Source organism: Microbacterium fluminis, from assembly GCF_051549805.1.
In the GTDB taxonomy this organism is placed as follows: Bacteria; Actinomycetota; Actinomycetes; order Actinomycetales; family Microbacteriaceae; genus Microbacterium.
Map to the genome: position 1 here is coordinate 184865 of NZ_CP196042.1, position 23405 is coordinate 208269.

Below are 23405 nucleotides of genomic sequence, written 5' to 3' on the forward strand. Positions count from 1 at the left end.
CGTGCGGGAGATCCTCGACCGTCGGTCCTCCGCGCCCGCCCCGCGGACGCTCATCGACATCCTCCGCGACACCGCCGCGCGGCATCCGGATGCCTCCGCCCTGGAAGACTCCGACGGCGCCGTCAGCTACGCCGAGCTCCTCGCGAGCGTGTGGCGCACCGCCGCGCGCCTGCACGAGCACGGCGTGCAGCGCGGCGATCGGGTCGGCGTGCGCATGCCGTCGGGCGACCGTGAGCTGTACATCTCCATCCTCGGGATCATGGCCGCCGGCGCCGCCTACGTGCCCGTCGACGCCGACGACCCGCAGGAGCGGGCCGACCTCGTGTTCGGCGAGGCGAAGGTGGCAGGAGTGATCGGTGCGCGCGGCGTGTACACGCCGCGGGAGACGGATGCCGCCGCATCCGACCTCCTCTCTCCCGCCGGAGCTCTCTTCGCCGGGGCCGCACCGCACCCGAGCACCAGCGGCACCCTCACAGTGCCACCACCCTCGGTCGACGACGACGCGTGGATCATCTTCACCTCCGGCTCGACCGGAGTGCCCAAGGGCGTCGCCGTGAGCCACCGCTCGGCTGCGGCGTTCGTCGACGCCGAGGCGCGCCTCTTCCTGCAGAGCGCACCGCTCGGCCCGGGCGACCGGGTGCTGGCCGGGCTGTCGGTCGCGTTCGACGCGTCGTGCGAGGAGATGTGGCTGGCGTGGCGCCACGGCGCGTGCCTCGTGCCCGCCCCGAGAGCGCTCGTGCGCTCGGGCGAGGATCTGGGCCCGTGGCTGCTCGGCCACGGCATCAGCGTCGTCTCCACGGTCCCGACGCTCGCGGCGCTCTGGCCGCAGGATGCGATCGAGAACATCCGCCTGCTGATCTTCGGCGGCGAGGCGCTGCCTCCCGAGTTGGTCGCGCGTCTGGTCGGCGACGACCGCGAGGTGTGGAATACGTACGGCCCCACCGAGGCGACGGTCGTCGCATGCGCGGCGCTCATGACCGGCGAGGGCCCCGTGCGCATCGGTCTACCGCTGGACGGCTGGTCGCTGGCGGTGGTGGATGCCGAGGGTCAGCCGGTCTCCGAGGGCGAGGTCGGCGAGCTCATCATCGGCGGCGTCGGCCTCGCCCGCTACCTCGACCCCGCCAAGGACGCCGAGAAGTACGCCCCGATCCCGTCGCTCGGGTGGGACCGCGCCTACCGCTCCGGCGACCTCGTGCGCGCCGACGCCGAGGGCCTGCTGTTCCAGGGTCGCGCCGACGATCAGGTGAAGATCGGCGGACGTCGCATCGAGCTGGGCGAGGTCGAGGCGGCCGTGCAGTCGCTGTCGGCCGTCTCCGGCGCCGCGGTCGTCGTGCAGAAGTCCGAAGGCGGCGTGTCGCTCCTGGTGGGCTATGTCGTGCCCGACGAGGGCTTCGATCGGCAGTCCGCGCGCGCCGAGCTGGCCGAGAAGCTGCCCGCCCCTCTCATCCCGCTCCTGACGGTCGTGGACGACCTGCCCGTGCGCACCTCGGGCAAGGTCGACAAGGCCGCACTCCCCTGGCCGCTGACCGACACCGACTCCGGCGACTCGTCGCTGTCGGGCACGTCGGCGTGGCTGGCCGAGCAGTGGGTCGCGGTGCTCGGCATCCGCCCGACCGACGAGGACGCCGACTTCTTCCAGCTCGGCGGCGGCTCGCTCGCCGCCGCGCAGCTGGTCTCGCGCATCCGCGTCCGGGCGCCCGAGTTCACGATGGCCGACGTGTACGACCTGCCGCGACTGCGGCAGATGGCCGATGCGGTGGAGGCCGAGTCGGGCGACGACCACGACGACGGACCGGTCTCGTTCACGCACGCCTCGCCCACACCGCGCATCATGCAGTGGGTGCAGAGCATCGCCGGCGTGCCGCTGTTCGTGCTGAGCGGCATCCGCTGGCTGCTGTGGCTGGTCACCGCCACGGTGCTCCTCGATCTGATCCTCGGCACCCGCATCGCCCCCGAGGTGCCGCTGTGGGCGCTCATCGCGGGGCTGCTCGTGTTCGCCACGCCCTTCGGACGCATGGCCATCGCCGCGGCCGCCGCTCGACTGCTGCTGGCCGGCGTGCGCCCCGGCGACTACCGCCGGGGCGGCGGGACGCATCTGCGCCTCTGGCTGGCCGAGCAGGTCTCGGGTCAGATCGACCCCGTCGGCCTCGCCGGGGCGCCGTGGGTCACGTACTACGCCCGCGCGCTCGGCGCGAAGATCGGCCGCGACGTCGATCTGCACACCCTGCCCCCGGTCACGGGGATGCTCGAAGTCGGCTCGGGAGCGGCCATCGAGCCCGAGGTCGACCTCACCGGGTACTGGATCGACGGCGACACGGTGCGCATCGGCGGGATCCGCATCGGGGCCGGCGCCGTGATCGGCGCGCGCAGCACGCTGGCACCCGGAACCAAGATCGGGCGCGGCGCCGAGATCGCGCCCGGCTCGGCGGTCTTCGGCCGCGTGCGGGCGGGGCAGCAGTGGGCCGGCTCCCCCGCCGTGCGGGTGGGCTCGGCGAAACCCGCCGGCGAGCGACCGGTCGCGGCGCGGCGCTGGCTGTGGGCGTACGCCGCCTCCTCCACCGGCCTCGCGCTGCTGCCGCTCCTGTCCTTCGCTATCGGCGGGCTGGTGCTCGCGAACGGCGTGCGCGGCGCCTCCTCGCTCACCGGCGCCGTGCCCGGCCTGGTGGCCTGGCTGGTGCCGGCCGTGCTCGTCACCGGCGTCGTGTTCGCCGCCATCGTCGTGGTCGCGGTGCGCCTGCTCGCGATCGGCCTCGTCGAGGGCGATCACCCGGTGCGCGGGCGCGTGGCCTGGCAGGCATGGACCACCGAGCGGCTGCTCGACTCGGCGCGCACCGTGCTCTTCCCGATCTACTCCAGCCTCTTCACGCCGATCTGGCTCCGGATGCTGGGCGCCAGGATCGGGCGCGACGTCGAGGCATCCACGGTCCTGCTGATCCCCTCGATGACGACCGTCGACGACGGCGCGTTCCTCGCCGACGACACGATGGTCGCCACCTACGCCCTCAGCGGCGGCCGCATGCACCTCGCCCAGGCGCGCATCGGAAAGCGCGCGTTCCTGGGCAACTCGGGCATGGCCGGCGCCGGACACCGGGTGCCGCGCGACGGCCTGGTCGCCGTGCTGTCGGTCGCCCCCGAGAAGGCCAAGCCGGGTTCGTCCTGGCTCGGCTCGCCCGCGGTGCGGCTGCGCCGCGTGGTCAACGACGCCGACCTCGAGCGCACCTACCGGCCCGTCGCACGCCTGCGTGTCGCGCGCACGCTGTGGGAGCTGTGCCGCATCATCCCGGTGATCGTGACGTGCGGCCTGGGACTGGGCGTGCTCGTGACGCTGTCCTGGCTGATCGAGCTGTGGGGCCTGCTGCTGGTGATCCCGCTGTCCGGCGTCGTGCTGCTGGTGGCCGGAGCGGTCGCGGCCGCCATCACGACGGCCGCGAAATGGGCGTTCGTGGGCGTGATCCGCGCGGGCGAGCATCCGCTCTGGTCGAGCTTCGTCTGGCGCACCGAGGTGTCCGACGTCTTCACCGAGATGGTCGCGGCGCCCTGGTTCGCCAACGCGGCGGCGGGCACGCCGGCGCTCGCGATGTGGCTGCGTTCCCTGGGCGCCAAGATCGGACGCGGCGTGTGGACCGACAGCTATTGGCTGCCCGAGCCCGATCTGGTCACCCTCGGCGACGGCGCGACGGTCAACCGCGGATGTGTGGTCCAGACGCATCTGTTCCATGATCGAGTGATGAGCATCGACACCGTCACCATCGACGCCGGAGCGACCCTCGGCCCGCACAGCGTGATCCTGCCCGCGGCGACGATCGGCGCCGATGCCACGGTGGGCCCGGCATCCCTCGTCATGCGCGGAGAGATGGTGCCGGTGGGCAGCCGATGGAGCGGGAACCCGATCGGGCCGTGGCGGGCGGTGAAGGTCCGCGCCTACCAGGCCACCGACGCATGAGCGTCGACCCGTACATCCCGCAGAGCGGGGACGCCGCGATCGCCGTCGCGCACTACGACCTCGCCCTCGACTACAAGCTGCACACCAACCGGCTCACCGGCACGGCGCGCATCAGCGGCACCGTCCGCACCGCGACCCGCACGGTGTCGCTCGACCTCGTGGGGCTGCGCGCCTCGAAGGTGAAGGTCGTCGGCGACCCCCGGGCGTCGTTCGCGCAGTCCGACCGCAAGGTCAAGGTCAAGCTCTCCCGGCCGCTCGCGGCGGGCGACGGCTTCGAGCTGGAGATCGCCTACGCCGGCGCCCCCCGCCCGCGTCGCACCCGCTGGGGGACCATCGGCTGGGAGGAGCTGGAAGACGGCCTGCTCGTCGCCTCCCAGCCCACCGGGGCGCCCACGTGGTTCCCGTGCAACGACGTGCCCGGCGACAAGGCGACCTACCGCCTGTCGTTCACCACGGATCCGGGCTACGACGTGGTGGCCGGGCCCCTCCAGGGCAGCCGCCTCAGCCGCGGCCGGCGCATCTGGGACTTCGAATGGGCCATCCCCACCGCCAGCTACCTCGTGACGGTGCAGATCGGCGCCTACGTCACCGAGCCGCTCGCGCTCGGCGGCGTGCAGGGCGAGCTGCACTACCCGCGTGCGCTCGCATCGCGCGTGCACGCCGACTTCGCCGACCTCGACCGCATGATGACGGTGTTCGAGGATGCCTTCGGCCCCTACCCGCTGCCCGGCTACGCGGTCGTCGTCACTCCCGACGACCTGGAGATCCCGCTCGAGGCGCAGGGCATGGGCATCTTCGGCGCCAACCACATCGACGGTTCGGGCTCGCTGGAGCGGCTCATCGCGCACGAGCTCGCCCACCAGTGGTTCGGCAACAGCGTCGGCGTCGCGCAGTGGCGCGACATCTGGCTGAACGAGGGCTTCGCCTGCTACGCCGAGTGGATCTGGTCGGAGCGCTCCGGCGGCGCGACCGCGCACGCCAAGGCGCTCGCCCACCACCATCGGCTGTCGACGCTCCCGGCCGACCTCGTGCTGGCCGATCCCGGCCCCGACCTCATGTTCGACGACCGCGTGTACAAGCGCGGGGCGCTCGCGCTGCACGCGCTGCGGCTCAGCGTCGGAGACACGGTGTTCTTCGACATCCTGCGCACGTGGACGCGGGACCACCGCGGGGGCACCGTCACGACCGCCGACTTCGTCGCGCTCGCGGAACAGCTGTCGGGGATGCCGCTGGCCGGGCTCTTCGCACAGTGGCTCGAGCGCACCGCGCTGCCCGGCCTCCCCGCGTCGTCGGCCGCGGACGCCGCGGTCGCGGCGCCGCTGACCGAGCCGATCGACCGGCCGATCGGCCGCGTCGTCGAATCCACGGGTGACGGCCCTACCGGTCTGCCGGGAGGACCGCGGCGCTGACCACGTGCCCGGGCGGACCGGGGATCGTCACGACCTCGATCGCCTCGTCCCGGGTGGGCACCCTCGCGCACACCGCCCCGGGAAGCACCGCGCCGGGCTCGGTGTCGATGCGCAGCTCGTCGGGCGCGACCCGCACGCCGCGACCGTCGGCCTTGAGCACGGCCTCGATGCGCGTCCAGCCCGCCGCGTCGGGGGCCCCGTCGGGGAACAGCCCCGCGAGCGAGGGCAGCGGCCCGTCCGATGCGGGCTCGACGTCGACGCCGAGTCCGCGGACCTCCTCCGTCCGTGCGACGGCGGCGACCACGGTCGAGCCGGCGTAGGCGACGCTGAGCGCCAGCGGGGCGCCGTGCGCGCGCGGAGGTCCGTGGTCCTCCCCGCACAGCGGGCAGACGCTCGTCAGCGCGAGGCGAGACCCGGGGGCCGCCCGCGCCGACAGGCGGGCCAGCAGCATCCGTCCGGTCGCGAACGCGTCGGCCCGCGCCCCCTGCATCGCCTCCCAGCGCTCTCGCTGCGCACGCCCGAGCGTCGCGAGGAGCGCGCGCGTCTCGGCATCCGGCGCCTCCGCCCTCGCCCACGCCAGCCGCACCGGGCCGAGCTCACGGGTCGTGACGATCACCCTCCCAGGCTACGGGCGGGCTGCAGGTCAGAGCCCGGGGGCGAGCGCCACGCGCACCGGTCCGCCCGGGCCGGCGGCGGCGAGCGCCGCATCGACCTCGGCCAGCGGCATCCGCTCCCCCACCAGTTGGGCGAACGGGTACGCGGTGTGCCGCGCGTGCAGGTAGCCGGCGGCGGCGGCCAGATCGTCGGGCGAGTAGTCGCTCACGCCGCGCACGGTGAGGAGCGTCCGCACGGCCTGCTCGGGGTCGAACGCGATCTTGGCGCTGGGCGACACGGTGCCCACGAGAACGACGACCCCGCCGATCCCGACCTCGCACAGCGCCGTCTCGACGGCGGCGGACGATCCGGATGCCTCGATCACGATGTCGATCTCGGTGCCGCCGACCGCCGCGACGGCGCGGGCGAGATCGTCGGGCCGCGCCGGATCGCCCGGGTCGACCACCGCCGCCGCGCCGAACCGCAGCGCGAGGGCGCGGCGGGCGGGGTCGGGATCGGACACGATGACGCGGGCTCCGCGGTCGGTCGCGATGGCGGAGACGGTGAGCCCGACGAGTCCGGCTCCGGTGACGAGGACGACGGCGCCGTCGACGTCCACCACGCGGTCGGCGCGGTCGACGGCGGCCCATGCCGTGGCGGTGCCGCAGGTGGCAGGGGCGAGCACCTCGGCCGGCGTGGCCTCGTCGACCCGCACGATCGCCGTCCCCGGACGCAGGTGCGCGTGCGAGGCGAAGCCGCCCGTCAGCTCCCAGCGGGGGGCGAGCCGCTCACGGCCGTACGTGCGCAATTCGCGACACTTCTGCGGGATGCCTCGGCGGCACCGGTCGCACACCAGGCACGCCGCGGTGGTCGACCAGATGACGCGCTCGCCCTCGCGCAGGCGGGAACCGTCGACCGTGCGGACCGTGCCGCTGATGGCCGCCACCCGGCCGACGAACTCGTGGCCCAGCACGAGCGGGGTGGGCACCGTGCGGTGACCGGCGACGGTGCGCACGTCCGACCCGCACACCGTGGCCAGCTCGATCGCGACCAGCACCTCCCCCTCGGCGAGCGCGACACCGGGCACGGCGACCGCCTCGTGCCGGCGTCCGTGGCCGAGCCACACCATGGCGACGGCCGGGGGCGTGAGCTCGACGTGCCACGCAGGGGCGGCCACGGGCGGCGGAGCCAGACGCGTGGTCATCGGGGCCCTTCGAAGGTGAACAGGAGAGAACTCCTGGAACTCTCGCACCACACGGCTCGCGCACCGGGGTACGCGCGCAGAGTTCAGCGGTTGTTCAACCCGTGTCACCCGGCGGGTCAACCCCGGAAGGCGGCCACCCCCAGATCGGGGTGGTCGACGAACACGCCGTCGACCGAGGCATCCCGGATCACCGCCCACTCCCCCGCGTAGTCGCCGAAGGCGGCGGGGTCGTCGCCGCGACGGAAGACCGGCAGCAGGAACTCGTTCTCGGGGCGGCAGGTCCAGGTGAACACGTGGAGTCCGCGCGCGTGCGCGTCGGCGACGAATCCCGCGGGGCCCGTCGGGCGACCCTCAGGATCGGGTGCGAGGATCATGCGCTTGTCGACGCTGATGCCGTCGACGCGGCCGACCAGCTCGTCGAGGCCGGCGGGGGTCACCGCGTGCGCGTAGGTCGCCGCGTCCGCGCCGCGTGCGGCGGCGAGGTCGACCGGGGTGCCCTCGGCCTCGAGCAGATAGATGAAGGACGCCCGGATGCCGCGCGCGCGCACCTGCGCGAGCACGGTCTGCTCGAACGACTCGATCACGAGCGGGAGGTCGCCGTCCGCCCAGTCCGCCTCCCGCAGCTCGGCGTCGACGAGCGCCGCGACATCGTGACCGAGGCCGGCGAAGTACGTGGCGTGCTTGATCTCGAGCACCACGCCGACCTCGCGCGTGTCGTTCGCCGCGCGCACGAGGTCGAGCAGGTCGCGCAGGCGCAGCATCGGCTCGGTGCCGTCGAACGCCGCACCGGCCGGCCGCAGCAGCGGCAGCCGTTCCCGGCACCGCAACGTGGCCAGCTCGTCCCAGGTGAAGTCCTCGGCGAACCATCCGGCCAGCTGCTCGCCGTCGACCGTCTTCACGGTGCGACGGTCGGCGAACTCCGGGCGGTCGGCGACGTCGGTCGTGCCCGAGATCTCGTTCTCGTGGCGCACGACGAGCACGCCGTCGCGCGTGACGACCACGTCGGGCTCGACCGCGTCGACCCCCTGCGCGAGCGCGAGCAGATACGAGGAGCGGGTGTGCTCGGGGCGGTACCCGGGGGCACCGCGATGGCCGATGACGAGGGGCGAGGGCCGGGACACCGGCCCAGGGTACCGGCACACAATGACGGCGGGTGCGGCATCCGCTCTCGGTCCCTTCCCAGGCGGGACCTGGGAGACCGGTACACAGGTCGGCTATCGTGGATCTACAGCACGAGGCTGTGAACAACGACTTTGGAGTGTGAGAGCAGTGGCCCTCAACAACCCCGCGTTCAACAACCCCGCGTTCCAGGACGGCAAGGCCGGCCAGGCCTACCCGTCGTCCTACGGGGCGCAGACGCAGGCGGCGACCACCCAGCACCAGGTGGTGGATGCCGCGGCCCAGGCGCAGCTCGAGGGCATGTACGCCGCCCCCGCCGCCGGAGCCCACCAGACCGATCGCATGACCGTCGAGGACACGGTCGCCAAGACCGTCGGCCTCTTCGCGATCCTGCTGGTCACCGCAGCCGTCGGCTGGGTGTGGACCCTCGGCGGGCTCTCCCCCGCCGGTGCCCGCTCGATCTCGATGCTGCCGTGGATCATCGGCGCGCTCGGCGGCTTCGTCCTGTCGCTCGCGGTGATCTTCACCTCGCGCAAGAAGATCCGCCCGGCGCTCATCTTCGCGTACGCCGCGTTCGAGGGGCTCTTCGTCGGCGGCATCTCGGCGTTCTTCGAGTTCCGCTGGTCGGGCATCGTCTTCCAGGCGACGCTCGCGACCCTCGTCGTGGTGGGCGTGACCCTGGCGCTGTTCGCCAGCGGCAAGGTGCGCGCGTCGAAGAAGGCCACCAAGGTCTTCCTGGTCGCGATGGTCGGCTACCTGGTGTTCTCGCTCGTGAACGTCGGTCTGATGCTCTTCAACGCCCCGATCGCGGGCGGAGCCTTCGGCATCCTCAGCCAGCCGATCGGCATCGGCGGGCTCAGCATCCCGCTCGGCGTGATCATCGGCATCCTCGTGGTGATCATGGCCGCCTACTCGCTGGTCCTCGACTTCGACCAGATCCAGCAGGGCGTGCGCAACGGCGCCCCCCGCCAGTACGGCTGGCTCGGCGCCTTCGGCATCATGGTCACCGTCGTGTGGCTGTACGTCGAGATCCTCCGCATCCTCGCGCTGCTCCGCGGCAACAACTGACGCGGGATCGCTTCCGAACGGCCGCCCGGTTCTCCGGGCGGCCGTTCGCGTTCCCGGGTGCGCGGACGATGCGGGCGAAGTTCGGAGGATCGCGCGCACTTCGGAGCCACGGGCGCCTTCGGCTCCGAAGCCCGCGTCGTTCTCCGAACACGGTGCACATCCCGGGGCCGAGTGCCGGATGCTGCGCGTTCTGCTGTGGGCGGAACGCCTGGGCCGCGGCATCCGGGCCGTTCTAGCCTGAGCACATGGCCGAGCTCATCCCGCTGCCGCAGCGACCCGCACCCGCCCCCGAGCGGCTGTGGCGCGAGGCGCTCGGCGAGGTGCTGCGGCGCCTGCGGCACGAGCGCGGCGAGCGCCTCGCCGACACCGCGCGCCGCGCGGGGGTGTCGCCGCAATACCTCTCCGAGGTCGAGCGCGGTCTCAAAGAGCCCTCCAGCGAGATGATCGCGGCGATCGCCGGTGCGCTGAGGGTGACGCTCATCGACCTCACCGTGGCCGTCGCGGTGGACCTGAACGGCCCGGTCGCGCTCACCTCCCTCGCTGCGGCACCGGGCGTCGCGCAGCATCCGTCCGGTCCCGGCGTGTACGCGCTCGCGTCGTAGTCGCCGTCCCGCGCGCGGGGCTAGCCTGTCGAGCATGGCCGCGCGCAAAGAGGAGTTCCTCGACATCGGCGGGACCGAGGTGCGCATCTCGAGCCCCGACAAGATCGTGTTCCCGGAGCCCGGGCTCACCAAGCTCGACGTGGTGCGCTACTTCCTCGCGGTCTCCGACGGCGCCCTGCGCGGCGCGGGCGGCCGACCGATGGTGCTCAAGCGGTTCGTGAAGGGCATCGACCAGGAGGCGTTCTTCCAGAAGCGCGTGCCCGAGAACCACCCCGAGTTCATCGACACCGCGACGCTGCAGTACGCGCGCGGGACGTCGGCCGAGGAAGCGGTCATCCGGGATGCCGCGGGGCTGGCGTGGGTCGTGAACCTCGGATGCCTCGACCTCAACCCGCATCCGGTGCGCGCGGAGGACCTCGACCACCCCGACGAGCTTCGCGTCGACCTCGATCCGATGCCGGGAGTGGACTGGTCGCAGATCGTCGACGTCGCGATGGTGGTGCGCGAGGTGCTCGACGACGTCGGGCTGGTCGGCTGGCCGAAGACGAGCGGGTCGCGCGGGCTGCACGTCCTCGTGCGCGTCGCCCCCCGCTGGACGTTCGGCGACGTGCGCCTCGCCGCCGAGACCCTCGCGCGCGAGGTCGAGAACCGCGCGCCGGGGCTCGCTACTGCGCGGTGGTGGAAGGAGGAGCGCGGGGAGAGCGTGTTCGTCGACTTCAACCAGAACGCGAAGGACCGCACCGTGGCATCGGCGTACTCGATCCGCCCGCTGCCCGACGCGCGCGTCTCGACGCCGCTGGGCTGGGACGAGGTGCGCGACCGCCGGCCCGAGGAGTTCACCGCGCTGACCGTGCCGGGGAGGTATGCCGAGATCGGCGACCCGCACGCCGGGATCGACGACGCCGTCGGCACGCTCGACGGGCTCCTCGCGCTGGCGGCGGAGCTCGGCCCCGCCGAGAAGCCGCCGCGCGCGGGCGACGGCGCGGGCCGTCGCGCCTCGACGATGCCGCTCATCGAGATCGCGCGCACCAAGACCAAGCCCGAGGCGCTCGACGCGCTCGAACAGTGGCGGGCGCAGCATCCGTCCATCTCGGGGATGCTGCACCCCGCCGACGTGCTCGTCGACGGCATGCGCGGGTCGAGCTCGCTGTGGTATCGCGTGCGGGTCAACCTGCAGCACGTGCCCGAGGCCGAGCGCCCCGCGCAGGGCGAGCTGCTCGCCGACTACGACCCCTGGGCCGGCAAGACCTGGCCCGGTCGCCCGACCCCCTGACCCGTCGCCCCCGCCCGCTCGCGGTCGAACGGCGTGCGGGGGTCAGACGCGGTCCAGCACGCGATCGGCGAGGCCGTACGCCACCGCCTCCGCGGCGGTGAAGACGCGGTCGCGGTCGGTGTCGCGGCGGAGCTGCGCGGCATCCGTGGCCGTATGCCGGGCGAGGATCTGCTCGACGTCGCCGCGCACCCGCACGAGCTCGTCGGCCTGCAGGATGAGGTCGGGGATCGCGCCACGGCCCTGGCCGGCGGGCTGGTGCAGCACGATGCGGGCGTGCGGGAGCACCGCGCGCTTGCCGGGCGCACCCGCCGCGAGCATCACCGCGCCCACGCCGATCGCCTGGCCCACGACGGTGGTGGCGACGTTCGGCCGCACGTGCTGCATCGTGTCGTACACCGCGAGCATCGCCGACGGGTCGCCGCCCTCGCTGTTGATGTACAGCTGGATGTCGCGGTCGGGGCTGTCGGCATCGAGGTGCAGCAGCTGTGCGATCAGTGCGTTCGCGACCCCCGCGTCGATCGCCGTGCCGAGGTAGACCACCCGCTCGGCGAGGAGGTGCGAGTAGACGTCCATGATGCGGTCGCCTCGCGGATGCGGCGCCACGACGTTCGGGATCGTGTAGCCGCTCATGCCGCCACCTCCCCGGCGCCGACGCCCAGTCCGGCCGGTCGGCGCCGCCGCGGCACCACCTGGGCGAACGCGTCGACGATGCCGTCGATGAATCCGTAGTCGAGCGCCTGCGCGGCGGTGTACCAGCGGTCGTGCAGCGAGTCCTCGAACACGCGCGCCACGGGCTGCCCCGTGTCGGCGGCGATGAGCCCGAGCACCGTGTCGCGCATGTGCCGCAGATCGTCGGCCTGCACCTCGACCTCCACCGCCGAGCCCCCGATGCCCGCCGACCCCTGGTGCATCAGGATGCGCGCGTGCGGCAGCGCCCTGCGCTTCCCCGGCGTGCCGGCGCTGAGCAGGAACTGGCCGGCACTGGCGGCCATGCCCAGCACGAGGGTGGCGACGTCGTTGGGGATCAGCCGCATCACGTCGCGGATCGCCAGCATCGACGGCACCGAGCCGCCGGGCGAGTGGATCCACAGGGCGATATCGGATGCCTCGTCCTCCGCCGCCAGCGCCAGGAGCTGGGTCGCGATCAGGGTGCCGTTGTCGTCGTCGAGGGCTCCGTCGAGCACGAGCACGCGCTGGGCGTACAGCTCCCGCCGCGCCTCGGCGCCGAAGTACAGGGGTCGGTTGTCATCTGCCATGCCCCCAGCATCCGTCGCCCCGATACGCACAGGGCGTCGTTCTGCTCCCAGCCGATCCGCTCCCGGCCGAACCGCTGCCGGCCGATCCTCCGGGCCGATCCGCCCGATCGGGTCAGGCGCGGCGGGACGGACGCTCGAGCGCGACGCGCGCGGCGTCGGCGAGCGCGGCCATCACGTGGGCGGGGTCGAGGCGGCGGGCCGACTCGACCGCCTCGGCGGCCAGGCGGCCGTGCTCGCCGGGGTCGCCCAGCACCCGCACGAGCGCGTCGACGAGCGCGTCCTCGTCGCCGTCGGGCACGAGCACGCCGCCGCCGCGGGCGAGCGCGTCGCGGGGGCCGTACTTCACGTCCCACGTCACCACGGGGCATCCGTGGGCCAGCGCCTCCGCGATCGACAGCCCCTGGCCCTCGTACGCCGAGGTCGACAGGAACGCCCACGCCTCGCCGAGCACCCGGTCGGGTTCGTGCGTGAGCCCGCGAAGGCGCACGGCGTCGCCGAGCCCCGCGGCATCGATCTGCGCCTGCAGCCTCTCGCGCTCGGCACCGTCGCCGAACACGTCGAGCGTGGCATGCGGAACCGCCTCGACCACGCGCCCGAACACGCGGATGGCCGCGTCGATGCGCTTGCCGGGAGCGAGGCGGCTGAGCATCACGACCCGCCCGCGCACGCGGCGGCCCGGCGGGACGACGGATGCCGCGGCATCCACGCCCTGTGGAACGACGAGGTGCACGTCCGAGGCGCCGAAGCGCGCCTGCACGTCGTCGCGCTGCGCTCCGGTGGGCCACAGCACGGCGTCGAAGCGGTCGGCGACGCCGAGCCAGCGGGTCCACAGCGTGTTCACCGGGGCGTCGTCGGTGAACGGCGGCTCGAGGTGCATCGTGTGGATCGGGTGCAGGATGCGCGCGTCGGGGTCGTCCCACCCGGCGAGCAGCTCGCCCAGCTGACGCGACTCGCACAGCACCACGACGGGGCGGGCGGGATCGCCGGCACGCAGCCCCGCGAGCACGTGGTCGAGCCAGGCACGGTACAGCGCCCCGAAACCGTCGAGCACCCCGGCGACGGCCCCGGTCGCGTCGAGCACCACGACCGGCGCCGCGCTGACGTGCCAGTCCGGGTCGCCCGCGATGACGGGCAGGTTCAGGATGCCCCGACCACCGGCATCCCGGATCTCCCGGTATTCCAGGGCGGGGTCGGCGGCACCCGGGTGCGCGGCGGCGCGGAGCCAGTCGGCCGCGCCGCCTCCGGGCGCCCCGGCCTCGTCGAACAGGTTGCGCATGCGGTCTGCGGCGAGGACGAGATCCCGCGCGACGAACGTGCGGCGGTGACGGTCGTGGTCGTCGGGTGTGCCGGGGTCGACCGTGAGCAGCAGCGGGCCGCGACCTCCCGTCACCCCCGCAGCCGCCATCTGCCGCGCCCGCGCGAGCGTGGCGAAGGTGTAGCCGCCGTCGTGGTCGGGGATGAGCCGGCTCGACAGCACCACGTACTCGGCGTCGGGGAATGCCGTCACGGCACGATCCGGAACACGGGGAAGCCCGGCGCGATCTCGCGGAGGCGTTCCTCGGAGGAGTTCGCGTCGACGTTCTCGAAGAACCGGCCGACCTCCCACGCCCACGCCTTCAGGTACGCGCGCAGGATCGGCGGTTTGAGGTCGTCGGCGACCTCCTCCACCCGGATGTGCTCGACGCGGCGGCCGTGTGCGAGGCGCGCCTCACCCGAGACCCGGATGTTCCTGACCCACTGCGTGTGCCCCCGGGGCGACACCAGGTACCGCTCACCGGCGACGCGCAGAGGGTTCACCGGCGTCGAGCGCCACTCGCCGCTCTTGCGCCCCTGCACGGACAGCACCCGGCTGCCCGCCAGCGGCAGCCCGATGCGGGTCAGCCACCCCACGAGGGAGTTGAAGACACCGTCTGCTCCGGTCGGCTTGACGTAGCGCGCGCTCACGGTCCCATCCTCACGCATGGGCGGCGATCCGGCACCCGTCGCGCGAACGGCACCGTCTCTTCCCTCGACGACCGCCGGACCGCGTCCCGGGTCACTCCCACTCGATGGTGCCCGGCGGCTTGGACGTCACGTCGAGCACGACCCGGTTCACCTCGCGCACCTCGTTGGTGATGCGGTTGGAGATCTTCGACAGCACGTCGTAGGGCAGGCGCGTCCAGTCGGCGGTCATCGCGTCTTCGGACGACACCGGGCGCAGCACGATGGGGTGCCCGTAGGTGCGGCCGTCGCCCTGCACGCCCACCGAGCGCACGTCGGCGAGCAGCACGACCGGGCACTGCCAGATCTCGCCGTCCAGGCCCGCCTTCGTCAGCTCCTCGCGGGCGATGGCGTCGGCGTCGCGCAGGATCTCCAGGCGATCGGCGGTGACGGCGCCCACGATCCGGATGCCGAGGCCCGGCCCCGGAAAGGGCTGCCGGGCGACGATCGCCTCGGGGAGGCCGAGCTCGCGGCCGATGGCGCGCACCTCGTCCTTGAACAGGGTGCGCAGCGGCTCGACGAGCGCGAACTGGAGGTCTTCGGGGAGCCCGCCGACGTTGTGGTGGCTCTTGATGTTGGCGGTGCCGGTGCCGCCGCCGGACTCGACGACGTCGGGATAGAGCGTGCCCTGCACCAGGAAGCGGATCGGCTCGCCGTCGGCGGCCGCCTCCGCGACGAGGTCGCGCTCGGCGGCCTCGAACGAGCGGATGAACTCGCGGCCGATGATCTTGCGCTTCTGCTCGGGGTCGCTGACGCCCTCGAGCGCGGTGAGGAACTGCTCGCGGGCGTCGACGGTGATGAGCCGCACGCCGGTGGAGGCGACGTAGTCCTGCTCGACCTGCTCCCGCTCGCCCTTCCGCAGCAGGCCGTGGTCGACGAAGATCGCGGTCAGTTGGTCGCCGACGGCCCTGTGCACGAGCGCCGTCGACACCGCGGAGTCGACACCGCCGGACAGCGCCGAGATGACGCGTCCGGTGCCGATCTGCTCGCGGATCCGCGCGACCTGCTCGGCGATGACGTTGCCGCTGTTCCAGTCGGCCGGCAGCCCCGCCGCCTTGTGCAGGAAGTTCTCGATGACCTTCTGCCCGTGGTCGGTGTGCTTGACCTCGGGGTGCCACTGCACGCCGTAGAACCGACGCTCGTCGTTGCCGAACGCGGCGACGGGCGTCGCGGTCGTGGAGGCGAGGACCGCGAATCCCTCCGGCGCCTTCGAGACCTGGTCGCCGTGGCTCATCCACACGTTCTGGTCGGCCGGCTGGCCACCGAGGAGCACCCCGCCGTCGCCGGTGAGCGCGGCATCCGTCGCCCCGTACTCGCGCAGCCCCGTGTTGGCCACCTCGCCGCCGAGCGCCTGGGCCATCACCTGGAAGCCGTAGCAGATGCCGAGCGTCGGCACCCCGAGGTCGAACACGCCCGCGTCGAGCGACGGAGCGCCGGGCTCGTACACCGACGACGGGCCGCCCGAGAGGATGATGCCCACCGGGTTCTTGGCGGCGATCTCGGCCGCGGTGGCCGTATGCGGCACGATCTCGCTGTACACGCCCGCCTCGCGGACGCGGCGGGCGATCAGCTGCGCGTACTGCGCGCCGAAGTCGACGACGAGGACGGGACGCTGATCGGTCTCGGTCTGTTCGGTCACCGTGTCGTGCCTTCCGGGGCGAGGGACGAAGAAGCGGATGCCTCGGCGGCCTCGCGCTCGGCGAGGTACCGGCGCACGTCGCGGGCGACGCGCACCTCGAGGAAGAAGGAGGCCAGCGGCACGACGCCGCCGGTGGCCAGCAGCAGGAAGCGCAGGAAGGGCCAGCGCATGAGGCTCCACACGCGGAAGCAGGCGAAGAGGTACACGACGTAGAACCAGCCGTGGGCGACGAGGATGCCGAGCGACAGGTTGAACCCGTCGCCGGTGGAGAGGAGGCCGCCCTGCGGACCCTCGATGACGTCGGCGAACCAGAGGAACCCGCCGGAGCCGCCCAGGAACAGCTCGACGTGCAGCGGCGTGTACTTGAGGATCATCTCGGCGCACAGCAGCAGCAGACCGACACCGGTGATGACCGAGCAGATCTGGTAGAACCTCAGGGCGCCGCGGATCGCCGGAAAGGTGGCGAGTCTGGGGGCTGCGGGCATGCGTCCAGTCTAGTCGCGGGCCCGCGCGGCCCCCGCCGTCGGCGCGGGCGCCGTGCTGGCGCGGACGACCAGGGAGGTGGGCACGGTCACCTCGGTGTCGACGCTGCGCCCGGCCAGCAGCTCCAGCGCCATCCGCGCGGCGAGGGCGCCCTGCTCGAAGACCGGCTGGGCGATCGTGGTGAGGTCGAGGAGCTCGGCGATCGGGTGGTCGTCGATGCCGATCACCGAGATGTCCTCGGGCACCCGGAGTCCGCTGCGACGGATCGTGCGCAGTGCGGCCGCGGCCACTTCGTCGAAGTGCGCGTAGACGGCGGTGGGAGGGTCGGCGAGGGTGAGGAGCCGCCCCATCGCCCGCGCCGCCTGCTCCGGATCGAACGCGCATCGCACGACCAGGTCGGGATCGGGGGCGATCCCCGCCGCGGCGAGGGCCGCGTGGTAGCCCGCGGATCGGCCGATCTCGACATCCCATTCCGGGATGCTCGGCTCGACCGCCTCGATCATGCCGATCCGCCGATGCCCGAGGGAGAGCAGATGGGTGGTCGCCTGCCGCGCCGCCTCGACGTCGTCGACGCGCACGAAGGGGAATCGCGAGAGCTTTCCGCTGACCGAGACGATCTGCACCTGGAGGGTCTCCAGGGCTGCGCGCTCGGCCTCGGTCACGGGCATCCCCACCACCAGGACCGCGTCGACCTTGCGCCGGGTCGGCAGCTCGGAGAAGAAGCGGTGCCGGGATTCGGCGTCGCTCACCTGATACAGCAGCACGTCGACGTCTGCGCGGCGCAGCTCGGCCTCGATGCCCTCCGCGGCGGCCCCGAAGAACCACTGGGAAGTGTGCGGGAGGAGCACCGCGATGCGCCCGGTCGCACCGCGCGCCAGGCGGGATGCCTCGGGCGAGACGACGTAGCCCATCTCGGCCGCGATGGCGCGGATGCGTCCGCGGGTGCTCTCGGAGACGCCGTACGCACCGCTGAGCGCACGCGAGACCGTCGCCATGCCGACCCCGGCCCGCGCGGCCACGTCGGCCATGTTGACGCCGGCGCGCTCCATCGTCATCCCGACACGATATCGCTCGGGAGCGGCATCCGTGCTCGGAATCGCTTTCTGATCACAGTTCAGACACGCCATTGACACCGGCCGGCTCCGATGGTTCCATGTCGGAAACGCTTCCGATACCGTCGACGCCGATGGGATCGACGCCGATGCGGAAGCCGGCGAAGGGACGACGACGTGCCATCGAACCGCCCGCGGCGACTGCGCCGCCTGCTCTCCGTGCTGCTGGCCGCCGTGGCCGTCTGCGGTGCGCTGACCGCCTGCTCCGCGAGCGGACCCGAGCCGGTGCGCTTCTATCTGAGCAAGCCGGAGGCCATCCCCTACTTCCGCGATCTGATCGCCACCTTCAACGCATCGCAGACCAAGGTGCAGGTGGTGCTCGACAGCTCGTCGAGCCTGCAGGCCGGGTTCCTCCGCGGCAACCCGCCCGACCTGGGGATGCTGAACTACAACATGGAGATGGCGCGCTTCATGGAGCGCGGCGCACTGAGCGACCTCGGGGACATGCCCGAGGCGCAGCGCATCCTCCCCAGCGTGCAGAAGCTCGTAGACCAGTACGCGACCTACCCCGGCCGCACCAGCGTGCTGCCCTACTCGGTGCAGGCCGCCTCCGTCATCTACAACAAGAAGGTGTTCGCCGTGGCGGGCGTCCAGGTGCCCCAGACGTGGGACGAGCTCATCGCCGTCTGCGACACGCTCAAGGCCGCCGGCGTCACCCCGTTCTACGCGACGTTCAAGGACCCCTGGACCGTGGCGCAGGGCTGGTTCGACTACACCGTCGGAGGGTCCGTCGACGTGGCCACGTTCTTCGACGAGATGGCCCGGGAGGGCACCGCCGTCGGCCCCGATTCGACCGCATCGTTCCAGAACGGGTTCGTGGAGCCGATCGACCGGATGCTGCAGCTGAGCAAGAACTACACGAACGCGGATGCCGACAGTCGCGGCTACGGCGACGGCAACCTGGCGTTCGGGCAGGGCAAGGCCGCGATGTACCTGCAGGGGCCGTGGGCGTTCAGCGAGATCGACAAGACCGATCCGAACCTCGACCTCGGCACCTTCCCGCTGCCGATGACCGGCAGCGCGGACGACCTCAAGGTGCGGGTCAACCTCGACCTGGCGGCGTGGATCCCGGAGGCCTCGAAGCACAAGGCGGCGGCGCGCGAGTTCCTCACCTACCTGTTCCAGAAGAACGTGATGGACGACTACAACGCCGCGTTCCTCGGGTACGGCACGACCACCGACTCCGCGCCGGTGACCGATCCGCGCATCCTCGGGATGAAGAAGTACTTCGACGAGGCGAAGTTCTACCAGGGTCCGTCGAAGTCGATCCCGCTCACGATCCCGACCGAGAACTACATGCAGGGCATCGTGACCGGATCCAACCCCACGGGGACCCTGCAGACGATGGATGCCGACTGGGCGCGCCTGGCGCTGCGGCAATAGGCGCACGGGCAGCAGAAGGGAAGCGAACGACATGGCAAGCACCACGGCGACGCTCGTCGCACCGAAGGACCGCAGAGGGCGGGTCGCCGCTCGGGCGGCGGCCCCGGCCCGCCGCAGGGTCGACAGGATGTACTACGTCTTCCTCCTGCCGAGCCTCGTGCTGTTCACGCTCTCGATCACCCTCCCGGCGATCATCGGCATCCTGTTCAGCTTCACCAACTCGATCGGCTTCGGCGACTGGCAGTTCATCGGGCTGATCAACTACGTCGCGGCCTTCAGCGATCCCGCGATCCTGCAGAGCTACCTCTTCACGTTCGGCTTCGCGGCCGTCACCGTGCTGCTGGTCAACGCCGTGGCCTTCCTCCTCGCGGTGGGGCTCACTTCGCGCATCCGCGGCAAGACCGCACTGCGCACGATCTTCGTGATCCCCATGGTGATCTCGGGCATCGTGATCGCGTTCGTGTTCAACTTCCTGTTCTCCAACTCGGTGCCCGCGTTCGGGCAGGCGATCGGTGCGGGGTGGCTCAGCGAGAGCATCCTCGCCAACCCCGACCTCGCGTGGGTGGCGATCGTGATCGTCACCGCGTGGCAGGCGATCCCCGGCACCCTGCTGATCTACATCGCAGGGCTGCTGTCCATCCCCGGCGACGTCTACGAGGCCGCCGACATCGACGGGGCCGGCAAGCTCGCCCAGCTCACCCGCATCACGCTGCCGCTGGTGGCGGGGTACGTGGTGATCAACATCATCCTGGGCTTCAAGGGCTTCCTGAACGCGTACGACATCATCGTCGGCCTCACCGGCGGCGGTCCCGGCACGTCGACCCGCAGCATCGCGATGACGATCGTGACCGGCTTCACCGGCGGCGACTACGCCTACCAGATGGCCAACGCGACGATCTTCTTCCTCATCACCGTGGTCATCGCCCTGCTCCAACTCGGTCTCACCCGCGGAAGGAACGTGCTCTGATGTCGGTTCAGCCAGCTCTCGTCGTCGAGACGATCGATGCCACCGAGGTCCTCGAGGGCGCTCCCGCCCGCCAGGCGCCGCGTCGTGGCCGGTTCACCATGGAACGGGTCAACTGGCCGGGCACGATCATCCTCATCCTGTGCTGCGTCACCGTGCTGGTGCCGCTGTACGTCACGATCGTCACCGCCTTCAAGACGAGCTCCCAGGTCGCGGACGGCAACGCCTTCTCGCTGCCGGCGCCGTTCAGCGTCGACGGCTTCGTGGCCGCGTGGGGGCTGACGAACTTCCCCGTGGCGTTCACGATCACCGTCCTGGTGACGGCCTTCACCGTCGCCGGCACGATCCTGCTCGCCTCGGTGGCGTCGTTCGCGATCGCCCGCAACTGGGACAAGCGGCTGTTCCGCTGGTCGTTCTACTACCTGCTGATGGCGATGTTCATCCCGTTCCCGGTGCTGGCGCTGCCGCAGATCCAGCTCACCGGACTCGCCGGGCTCGACAACCCCGTCGGCGTGACGCTGCTGCACATCATGTTCCAGCTGAGCTTCAGCGTGCTGCTTTTCACCGCGTTCCTGCGCTCGATCCCGATCGAGCTCGAGGAGAGCGCTCGCATAGACGGCGCGACGACGTGGCAGGCGTTCTGGCAGCTCACGTTCCCGCTCCTGGCGCCGATGAGCGCGACGGTCGGCATCTTCGCGTTCCTGGCCTCGTGGAACGACTTCATGATGCCGTCGCTGATCATCTCCGATCCCGCGCAGCAGACGCTGCCCGTCGTGCAGGCGATCTTCCAGACCCAGTTCAGCAACAACTACAACGTGTCGTTCGCGTCGTACCTGATGGCCATGGCGCCGGCGATCATCGTCTACCTGTTCACGCAGCGCTGGGTCATGGAGGGCGTCACGCAGGGCGCGGTGAAGGGCTGACATGCCGCCGTCGCGCTCCGGCGAGGCCGCTTGGTGGCGTCAGGCCGTCGTCTACCAGATCTATCCGCGCAGCTTCGCCGATGCGGACGGCGACGGCATCGGCGACATCCGAGGCATCCGCTCCCGTCTCCCCTACTTGCGGGCGCTCGGCATCGACGCGGTCTGGCTGAGCCCGTTCTACCCCTCGGCGCTCGCCGACGGGGGCTACGACGTCGACGACTACCGCGACGTCGACCCGCGCCTGGGCACGCTCGACGACGTCGACGCGCTCATCGCCGACCTGCACGCCGCCGGAATCCGGATCGTGATCGACATCGTGCCCAACCACACGTCCGACCGGCACGCGTGGTTCCGCGAGGCGGTCGGTGCCGCCCCGGGCTCCGCCGCCCGCGACCGCTACCACTTCCGCGACGGGAACGGCGCGGAGGGTGCGCAGGCACCGACCGACTGGGTGTCGGCGTTCGGCGGTCCGGCATGGGAGCGCACCGACGACGGGCAGTGGTATCTGCACAGCTTCGCGGTCGAGCAGCCCGACCTCAACTGGAGCAACCCCGAGGTGCGCGGGGACTTCGTGCGCACCCTGCGGTTCTGGGCCGACCGCGGCGTCGACGGCTTCCGCATCGACGTCGCCCACATGCTCACGAAGGACCTCACCGAGCCGCTGCCCGACCGCTCGACCCTCGACACGCTCCCCCAGGACGGCCGTCACCCGCTCATCGACCGCGACGACGTGCACGACGTGTACGCGCAGTGGCGCGCCGTCTTCGACGAGTACGACCCGCCCCGCACCGCGGTGGCCGAGGCGTGGGTCGCCCAGCACCGCATCCCCCGCTACGCCAGCGGAGAGGGGCTCGGACAGGCGTTCAACTTCGACCTGCTCGAGGCCGACTTCGACGCCGCGCAGTTCCGACGCATCGTCACCGAGAACCTCGAGCTGGCGCGCACGTCGGGCTCGTCGACGACCTGGGTGCTGTCGAACCACGACGTGGTGCGGCATCCCACCCGCTACGGACTTCCGCATCCCGACCGCGGATCCGACCGGCGGCCCGTGCTCAAGCACGGTACCGAGTGGCTGCTCTCCGGGGGGACGCAGCCGCCGCTCGATCGTGACCGCGGCGCACGCCGGGCGCGGGCCGCCACCCTCTTCCTGCTGGGCCTGCCCGGCTCGGCCTACCTCTACCAGGGCGAAGAGCTCGGGCTCCACGAGGTCGCCGAGATCGACGACGCCCACCGGCAGGACCCGACGTTCTTCCGCAGTCCGGGCGTCGACGTCGGGAGGGACGGATGCCGCGTCCCGCTCCCGTGGACGGCGGCGGGCTCGTCGTTCGGCTTCGGCGCCGACGGCGCGCACCTGCCTCAGCCGGAGTGGTTCGCCGCGGTCGCGGTCGACGTCGAGGAGGCCGACCCCGACTCGAGCCTGCAGCTCTACCGGAACGCACTCGCCGCGCGTCGCGCCCTGCAGACCGAGGAGTCGCTCGCGTGGATCGAGACCGGGCGCGACGACGTGCTGTCGTTCCGGCGGCCGAACGGCTGGCGGGTCACGACGAACTTCGGCGTCGAGCCGGTCGCGTTCGACGCGTCCGACGTGGTCATCGCCAGCGGCGAGGTGGTCGCCGGCAGGCTGCCGGGCGAGACCACGGCGTGGACCCGCGGGGGCTGACGCGCCCTCAGACCGCGGAGGGAGACTCGGATGCCTCCTGTGCGGCATCCTCGATCTCCTCGACCTCGCGCTCCCACGCGTCGCGCGCGAGCCGGTACCAGAGGTAGAACGCGAACCCGGCGAAGACCGCCCACTCGACGGCGTAGAAGATGTTGAGCCAGTTGACGCTGGAGCCGTCGGACGGCGCCCGGGACGAGATGTCGGCCAGCGGAGCCGGCGCGGACTCGGCGGCGAGGTAGGGGCGGTAGACGTCGAGTCCGGCGACGTCGTGCCAGCGGCTGAGCAGGGCGGCCGGCGACATGCGCGTCATGGACATCGGGTCGGCGCCCTGCTTCGGCGTCGCGGGGCCCTCGTCCGAGATCAGCCGTCCCGTGACCTGCACCGTCTCGCCGGTGGCCGTGCCGTCCAGGACGGCGGCGGCCGCGCGCGCCTCGTCGAGGGTCGGCGCCCAGCCCGCGGCGACCGCGATCGAGGTCGGTGTCGTGGTGCCCGAGACCCGCAGCTGACCGGTCACCCAATAGCCCTGAACCCCGTCGTTGAACCGGGAGGATACCACCACGAAGTCGCCGGGCACCCACGCGCCGGCGGTGGTGACGCGCTGGCCGACGAGCGGCCCGTTGAGGTAGGCGCCGGGAGAGACAACGTCCGCGAGCGGACGCACCTCCTCCGTCGCCCCGGGAGGCACCGGGTTGACCGCGACCGCGCGCCCGAGCTGCCATTGGCCGAGCCAGGCGAACACGCCCGCCACGACCAGGCATAGCGCGAGCATCGCGAGCCACCGCGGGCGCAGCAT

The 23405-nt window shown here is 72.2% G+C and carries 20 protein-coding genes; 9 read left to right on the forward strand and 11 right to left on the reverse strand.

Annotation, left to right across the window (positions count from 1 at the left end):
- The first annotated feature begins 1 nt into the window (after window position 1).
- Both ACSJDX_RS00845 and ACSJDX_RS00850 read left to right on the forward strand, forming a co-directional pair.
- Entirely contained in the window at window positions 2–3943 is a 3942-nt protein-coding gene (locus ACSJDX_RS00845) for a Pls/PosA family non-ribosomal peptide synthetase (RefSeq protein ID WP_438353718.1), read from the forward strand.
- Window positions 3940–5352, forward strand: coding sequence for a M1 family metallopeptidase (locus ACSJDX_RS00850; RefSeq protein WP_438353719.1), 1413 nt, complete (start codon window positions 3940–3942; stop codon window positions 5350–5352). Before ACSJDX_RS00845 ends, ACSJDX_RS00850 begins: the two co-directional genes overlap by 4 nt.
- Here the strand turns inward: ACSJDX_RS00850 and ACSJDX_RS00855 are convergent.
- The 3 genes from ACSJDX_RS00855 to ACSJDX_RS00865 all read right to left on the reverse strand — a co-directional run bounded on the left by ACSJDX_RS00855 (window position 5321) and on the right by ACSJDX_RS00865 (window position 8271).
- Window positions 5321–5968, reverse strand: a complete 648-nt coding sequence (locus ACSJDX_RS00855) for a 4'-phosphopantetheinyl transferase family protein (protein ID WP_438353720.1) — start codon at window positions 5966–5968, stop codon at window positions 5321–5323. The two genes, ACSJDX_RS00850 and ACSJDX_RS00855, sit on opposite strands and share 32 nt — an antisense overlap.
- A gap of 27 nt (window positions 5969–5995) precedes the next feature.
- Complete coding sequence (locus tag ACSJDX_RS00860) at window positions 5996–7150, reverse strand: zinc-binding dehydrogenase (protein ID WP_438353721.1); 1155 nt, start codon at window positions 7148–7150, stop codon at window positions 5996–5998.
- Between the two features lie 116 nt (window positions 7151–7266).
- Complete coding sequence (locus tag ACSJDX_RS00865; protein WP_438353722.1) at window positions 7267–8271, reverse strand: glycerophosphodiester phosphodiesterase family protein; 1005 nt, start codon at window positions 8269–8271, stop codon at window positions 7267–7269.
- A gap of 148 nt (window positions 8272–8419) precedes the next feature.
- On the opposite strand from ACSJDX_RS00865, the gene ACSJDX_RS00870 reads away from it, so the two are divergent.
- The 3 genes from ACSJDX_RS00870 (at window position 8420) to ligD (ending at window position 11212) form a co-directional block, all read left to right on the forward strand.
- On the forward strand, window positions 8420–9337 hold the full coding sequence (locus tag ACSJDX_RS00870) for a Bax inhibitor-1/YccA family protein (RefSeq protein ID WP_438355019.1): 918 nt from the start codon (window positions 8420–8422) through the stop codon (window positions 9335–9337).
- Between the two features lie 245 nt (window positions 9338–9582).
- Window positions 9583–9939, forward strand: a complete 357-nt coding sequence (locus ACSJDX_RS00875; RefSeq protein ID WP_438353723.1) for a helix-turn-helix domain-containing protein — start codon at window positions 9583–9585, stop codon at window positions 9937–9939.
- 34 nt (window positions 9940–9973) lie between these two features.
- Entirely contained in the window at window positions 9974–11212 is a 1239-nt protein-coding gene (gene ligD / locus ACSJDX_RS00880; RefSeq protein ID WP_438353724.1) for a non-homologous end-joining DNA ligase, read from the forward strand.
- A 42-nt stretch (window positions 11213–11254) separates the two neighbouring features.
- On the opposite strand, the gene ACSJDX_RS00885 is transcribed toward ligD, so the two are convergent.
- From ACSJDX_RS00885 to ACSJDX_RS00915, 7 genes are all read right to left on the reverse strand, one after another.
- The gene (locus ACSJDX_RS00885; RefSeq protein WP_438353725.1) at window positions 11255–11842 is read right to left on the reverse strand and encodes a ClpP family protease; all 588 of its coding nucleotides are present in this window, start codon (window positions 11840–11842) and stop codon (window positions 11255–11257) included.
- On the reverse strand, window positions 11839–12468 hold the full coding sequence (locus ACSJDX_RS00890; RefSeq protein ID WP_438353726.1) for a ClpP family protease: 630 nt from the start codon (window positions 12466–12468) through the stop codon (window positions 11839–11841). Before ACSJDX_RS00890 ends, ACSJDX_RS00885 begins: the two co-directional genes overlap by 4 nt.
- Window positions 12469–12580: 112 nt before the next feature.
- A complete protein-coding gene (locus ACSJDX_RS00895) occupies window positions 12581–13975 on the reverse strand; it encodes a glycosyltransferase (protein WP_438353727.1) in 1395 nt (464 codons plus the stop codon).
- Window positions 13972–14412: a nitroreductase/quinone reductase family protein gene (locus ACSJDX_RS00900; RefSeq protein WP_438353728.1), complete on the reverse strand. Its 441-nt coding sequence runs from the start codon at window positions 14410–14412 to the stop codon at window positions 13972–13974. Before ACSJDX_RS00900 ends, ACSJDX_RS00895 begins: the two co-directional genes overlap by 4 nt.
- Before the next feature lie 91 nt (window positions 14413–14503).
- The gene (gene guaA, locus ACSJDX_RS00905) at window positions 14504–16087 is read right to left on the reverse strand and encodes a glutamine-hydrolyzing GMP synthase (protein WP_438353729.1); all 1584 of its coding nucleotides are present in this window, start codon (window positions 16085–16087) and stop codon (window positions 14504–14506) included.
- Window positions 16084–16572 carry a DUF3817 domain-containing protein gene (locus ACSJDX_RS00910; protein WP_438353730.1) on the reverse strand — a complete coding sequence of 163 codons (489 nt, stop codon included), beginning with the start codon at window positions 16570–16572 and terminating at the stop codon, window positions 16084–16086. The genes guaA and ACSJDX_RS00910 overlap by 4 nt, the downstream gene beginning before the upstream one ends.
- Window positions 16573–16581: 9 nt before the next feature.
- Window positions 16582–17625 (reverse strand): LacI family DNA-binding transcriptional regulator, encoded by a 1044-nt coding sequence (locus tag ACSJDX_RS00915; RefSeq protein WP_438353731.1) that lies wholly within the window; start codon window positions 17623–17625, stop codon window positions 16582–16584.
- Between the two features lie 174 nt (window positions 17626–17799).
- Between ACSJDX_RS00915 and ACSJDX_RS00920 the strand changes: the two genes are divergently transcribed.
- Genes ACSJDX_RS00920 through ACSJDX_RS00935 form a run of 4 tightly spaced genes read left to right on the forward strand, consistent with a single transcriptional unit; the run spans window position 17800 to window position 22612 of the window.
- Window positions 17800–19065: an ABC transporter substrate-binding protein gene (locus ACSJDX_RS00920; RefSeq protein ID WP_438353732.1), complete on the forward strand. Its 1266-nt coding sequence runs from the start codon at window positions 17800–17802 to the stop codon at window positions 19063–19065.
- 31 nt (window positions 19066–19096) lie between these two features.
- The gene (locus ACSJDX_RS00925; RefSeq protein WP_438353733.1) at window positions 19097–20032 is read left to right on the forward strand and encodes a carbohydrate ABC transporter permease; all 936 of its coding nucleotides are present in this window, start codon (window positions 19097–19099) and stop codon (window positions 20030–20032) included.
- Window positions 20032–20952: a carbohydrate ABC transporter permease gene (locus tag ACSJDX_RS00930; RefSeq protein ID WP_438353734.1), complete on the forward strand. Its 921-nt coding sequence runs from the start codon at window positions 20032–20034 to the stop codon at window positions 20950–20952. The genes ACSJDX_RS00925 and ACSJDX_RS00930 overlap by 1 nt, the downstream gene beginning before the upstream one ends.
- Before the next feature lies 1 nt (window position 20953).
- Window positions 20954–22612, forward strand: a complete 1659-nt coding sequence (locus ACSJDX_RS00935) for a glycoside hydrolase family 13 protein (protein ID WP_438353735.1) — start codon at window positions 20954–20956, stop codon at window positions 22610–22612.
- A 7-nt stretch (window positions 22613–22619) separates the two neighbouring features.
- Here the strand turns inward: ACSJDX_RS00935 and ACSJDX_RS00940 are convergent, their stop codons facing one another.
- A complete protein-coding gene (locus tag ACSJDX_RS00940) occupies window positions 22620–23405 on the reverse strand; it encodes an SURF1 family protein (RefSeq protein ID WP_438355020.1) in 786 nt (261 codons plus the stop codon).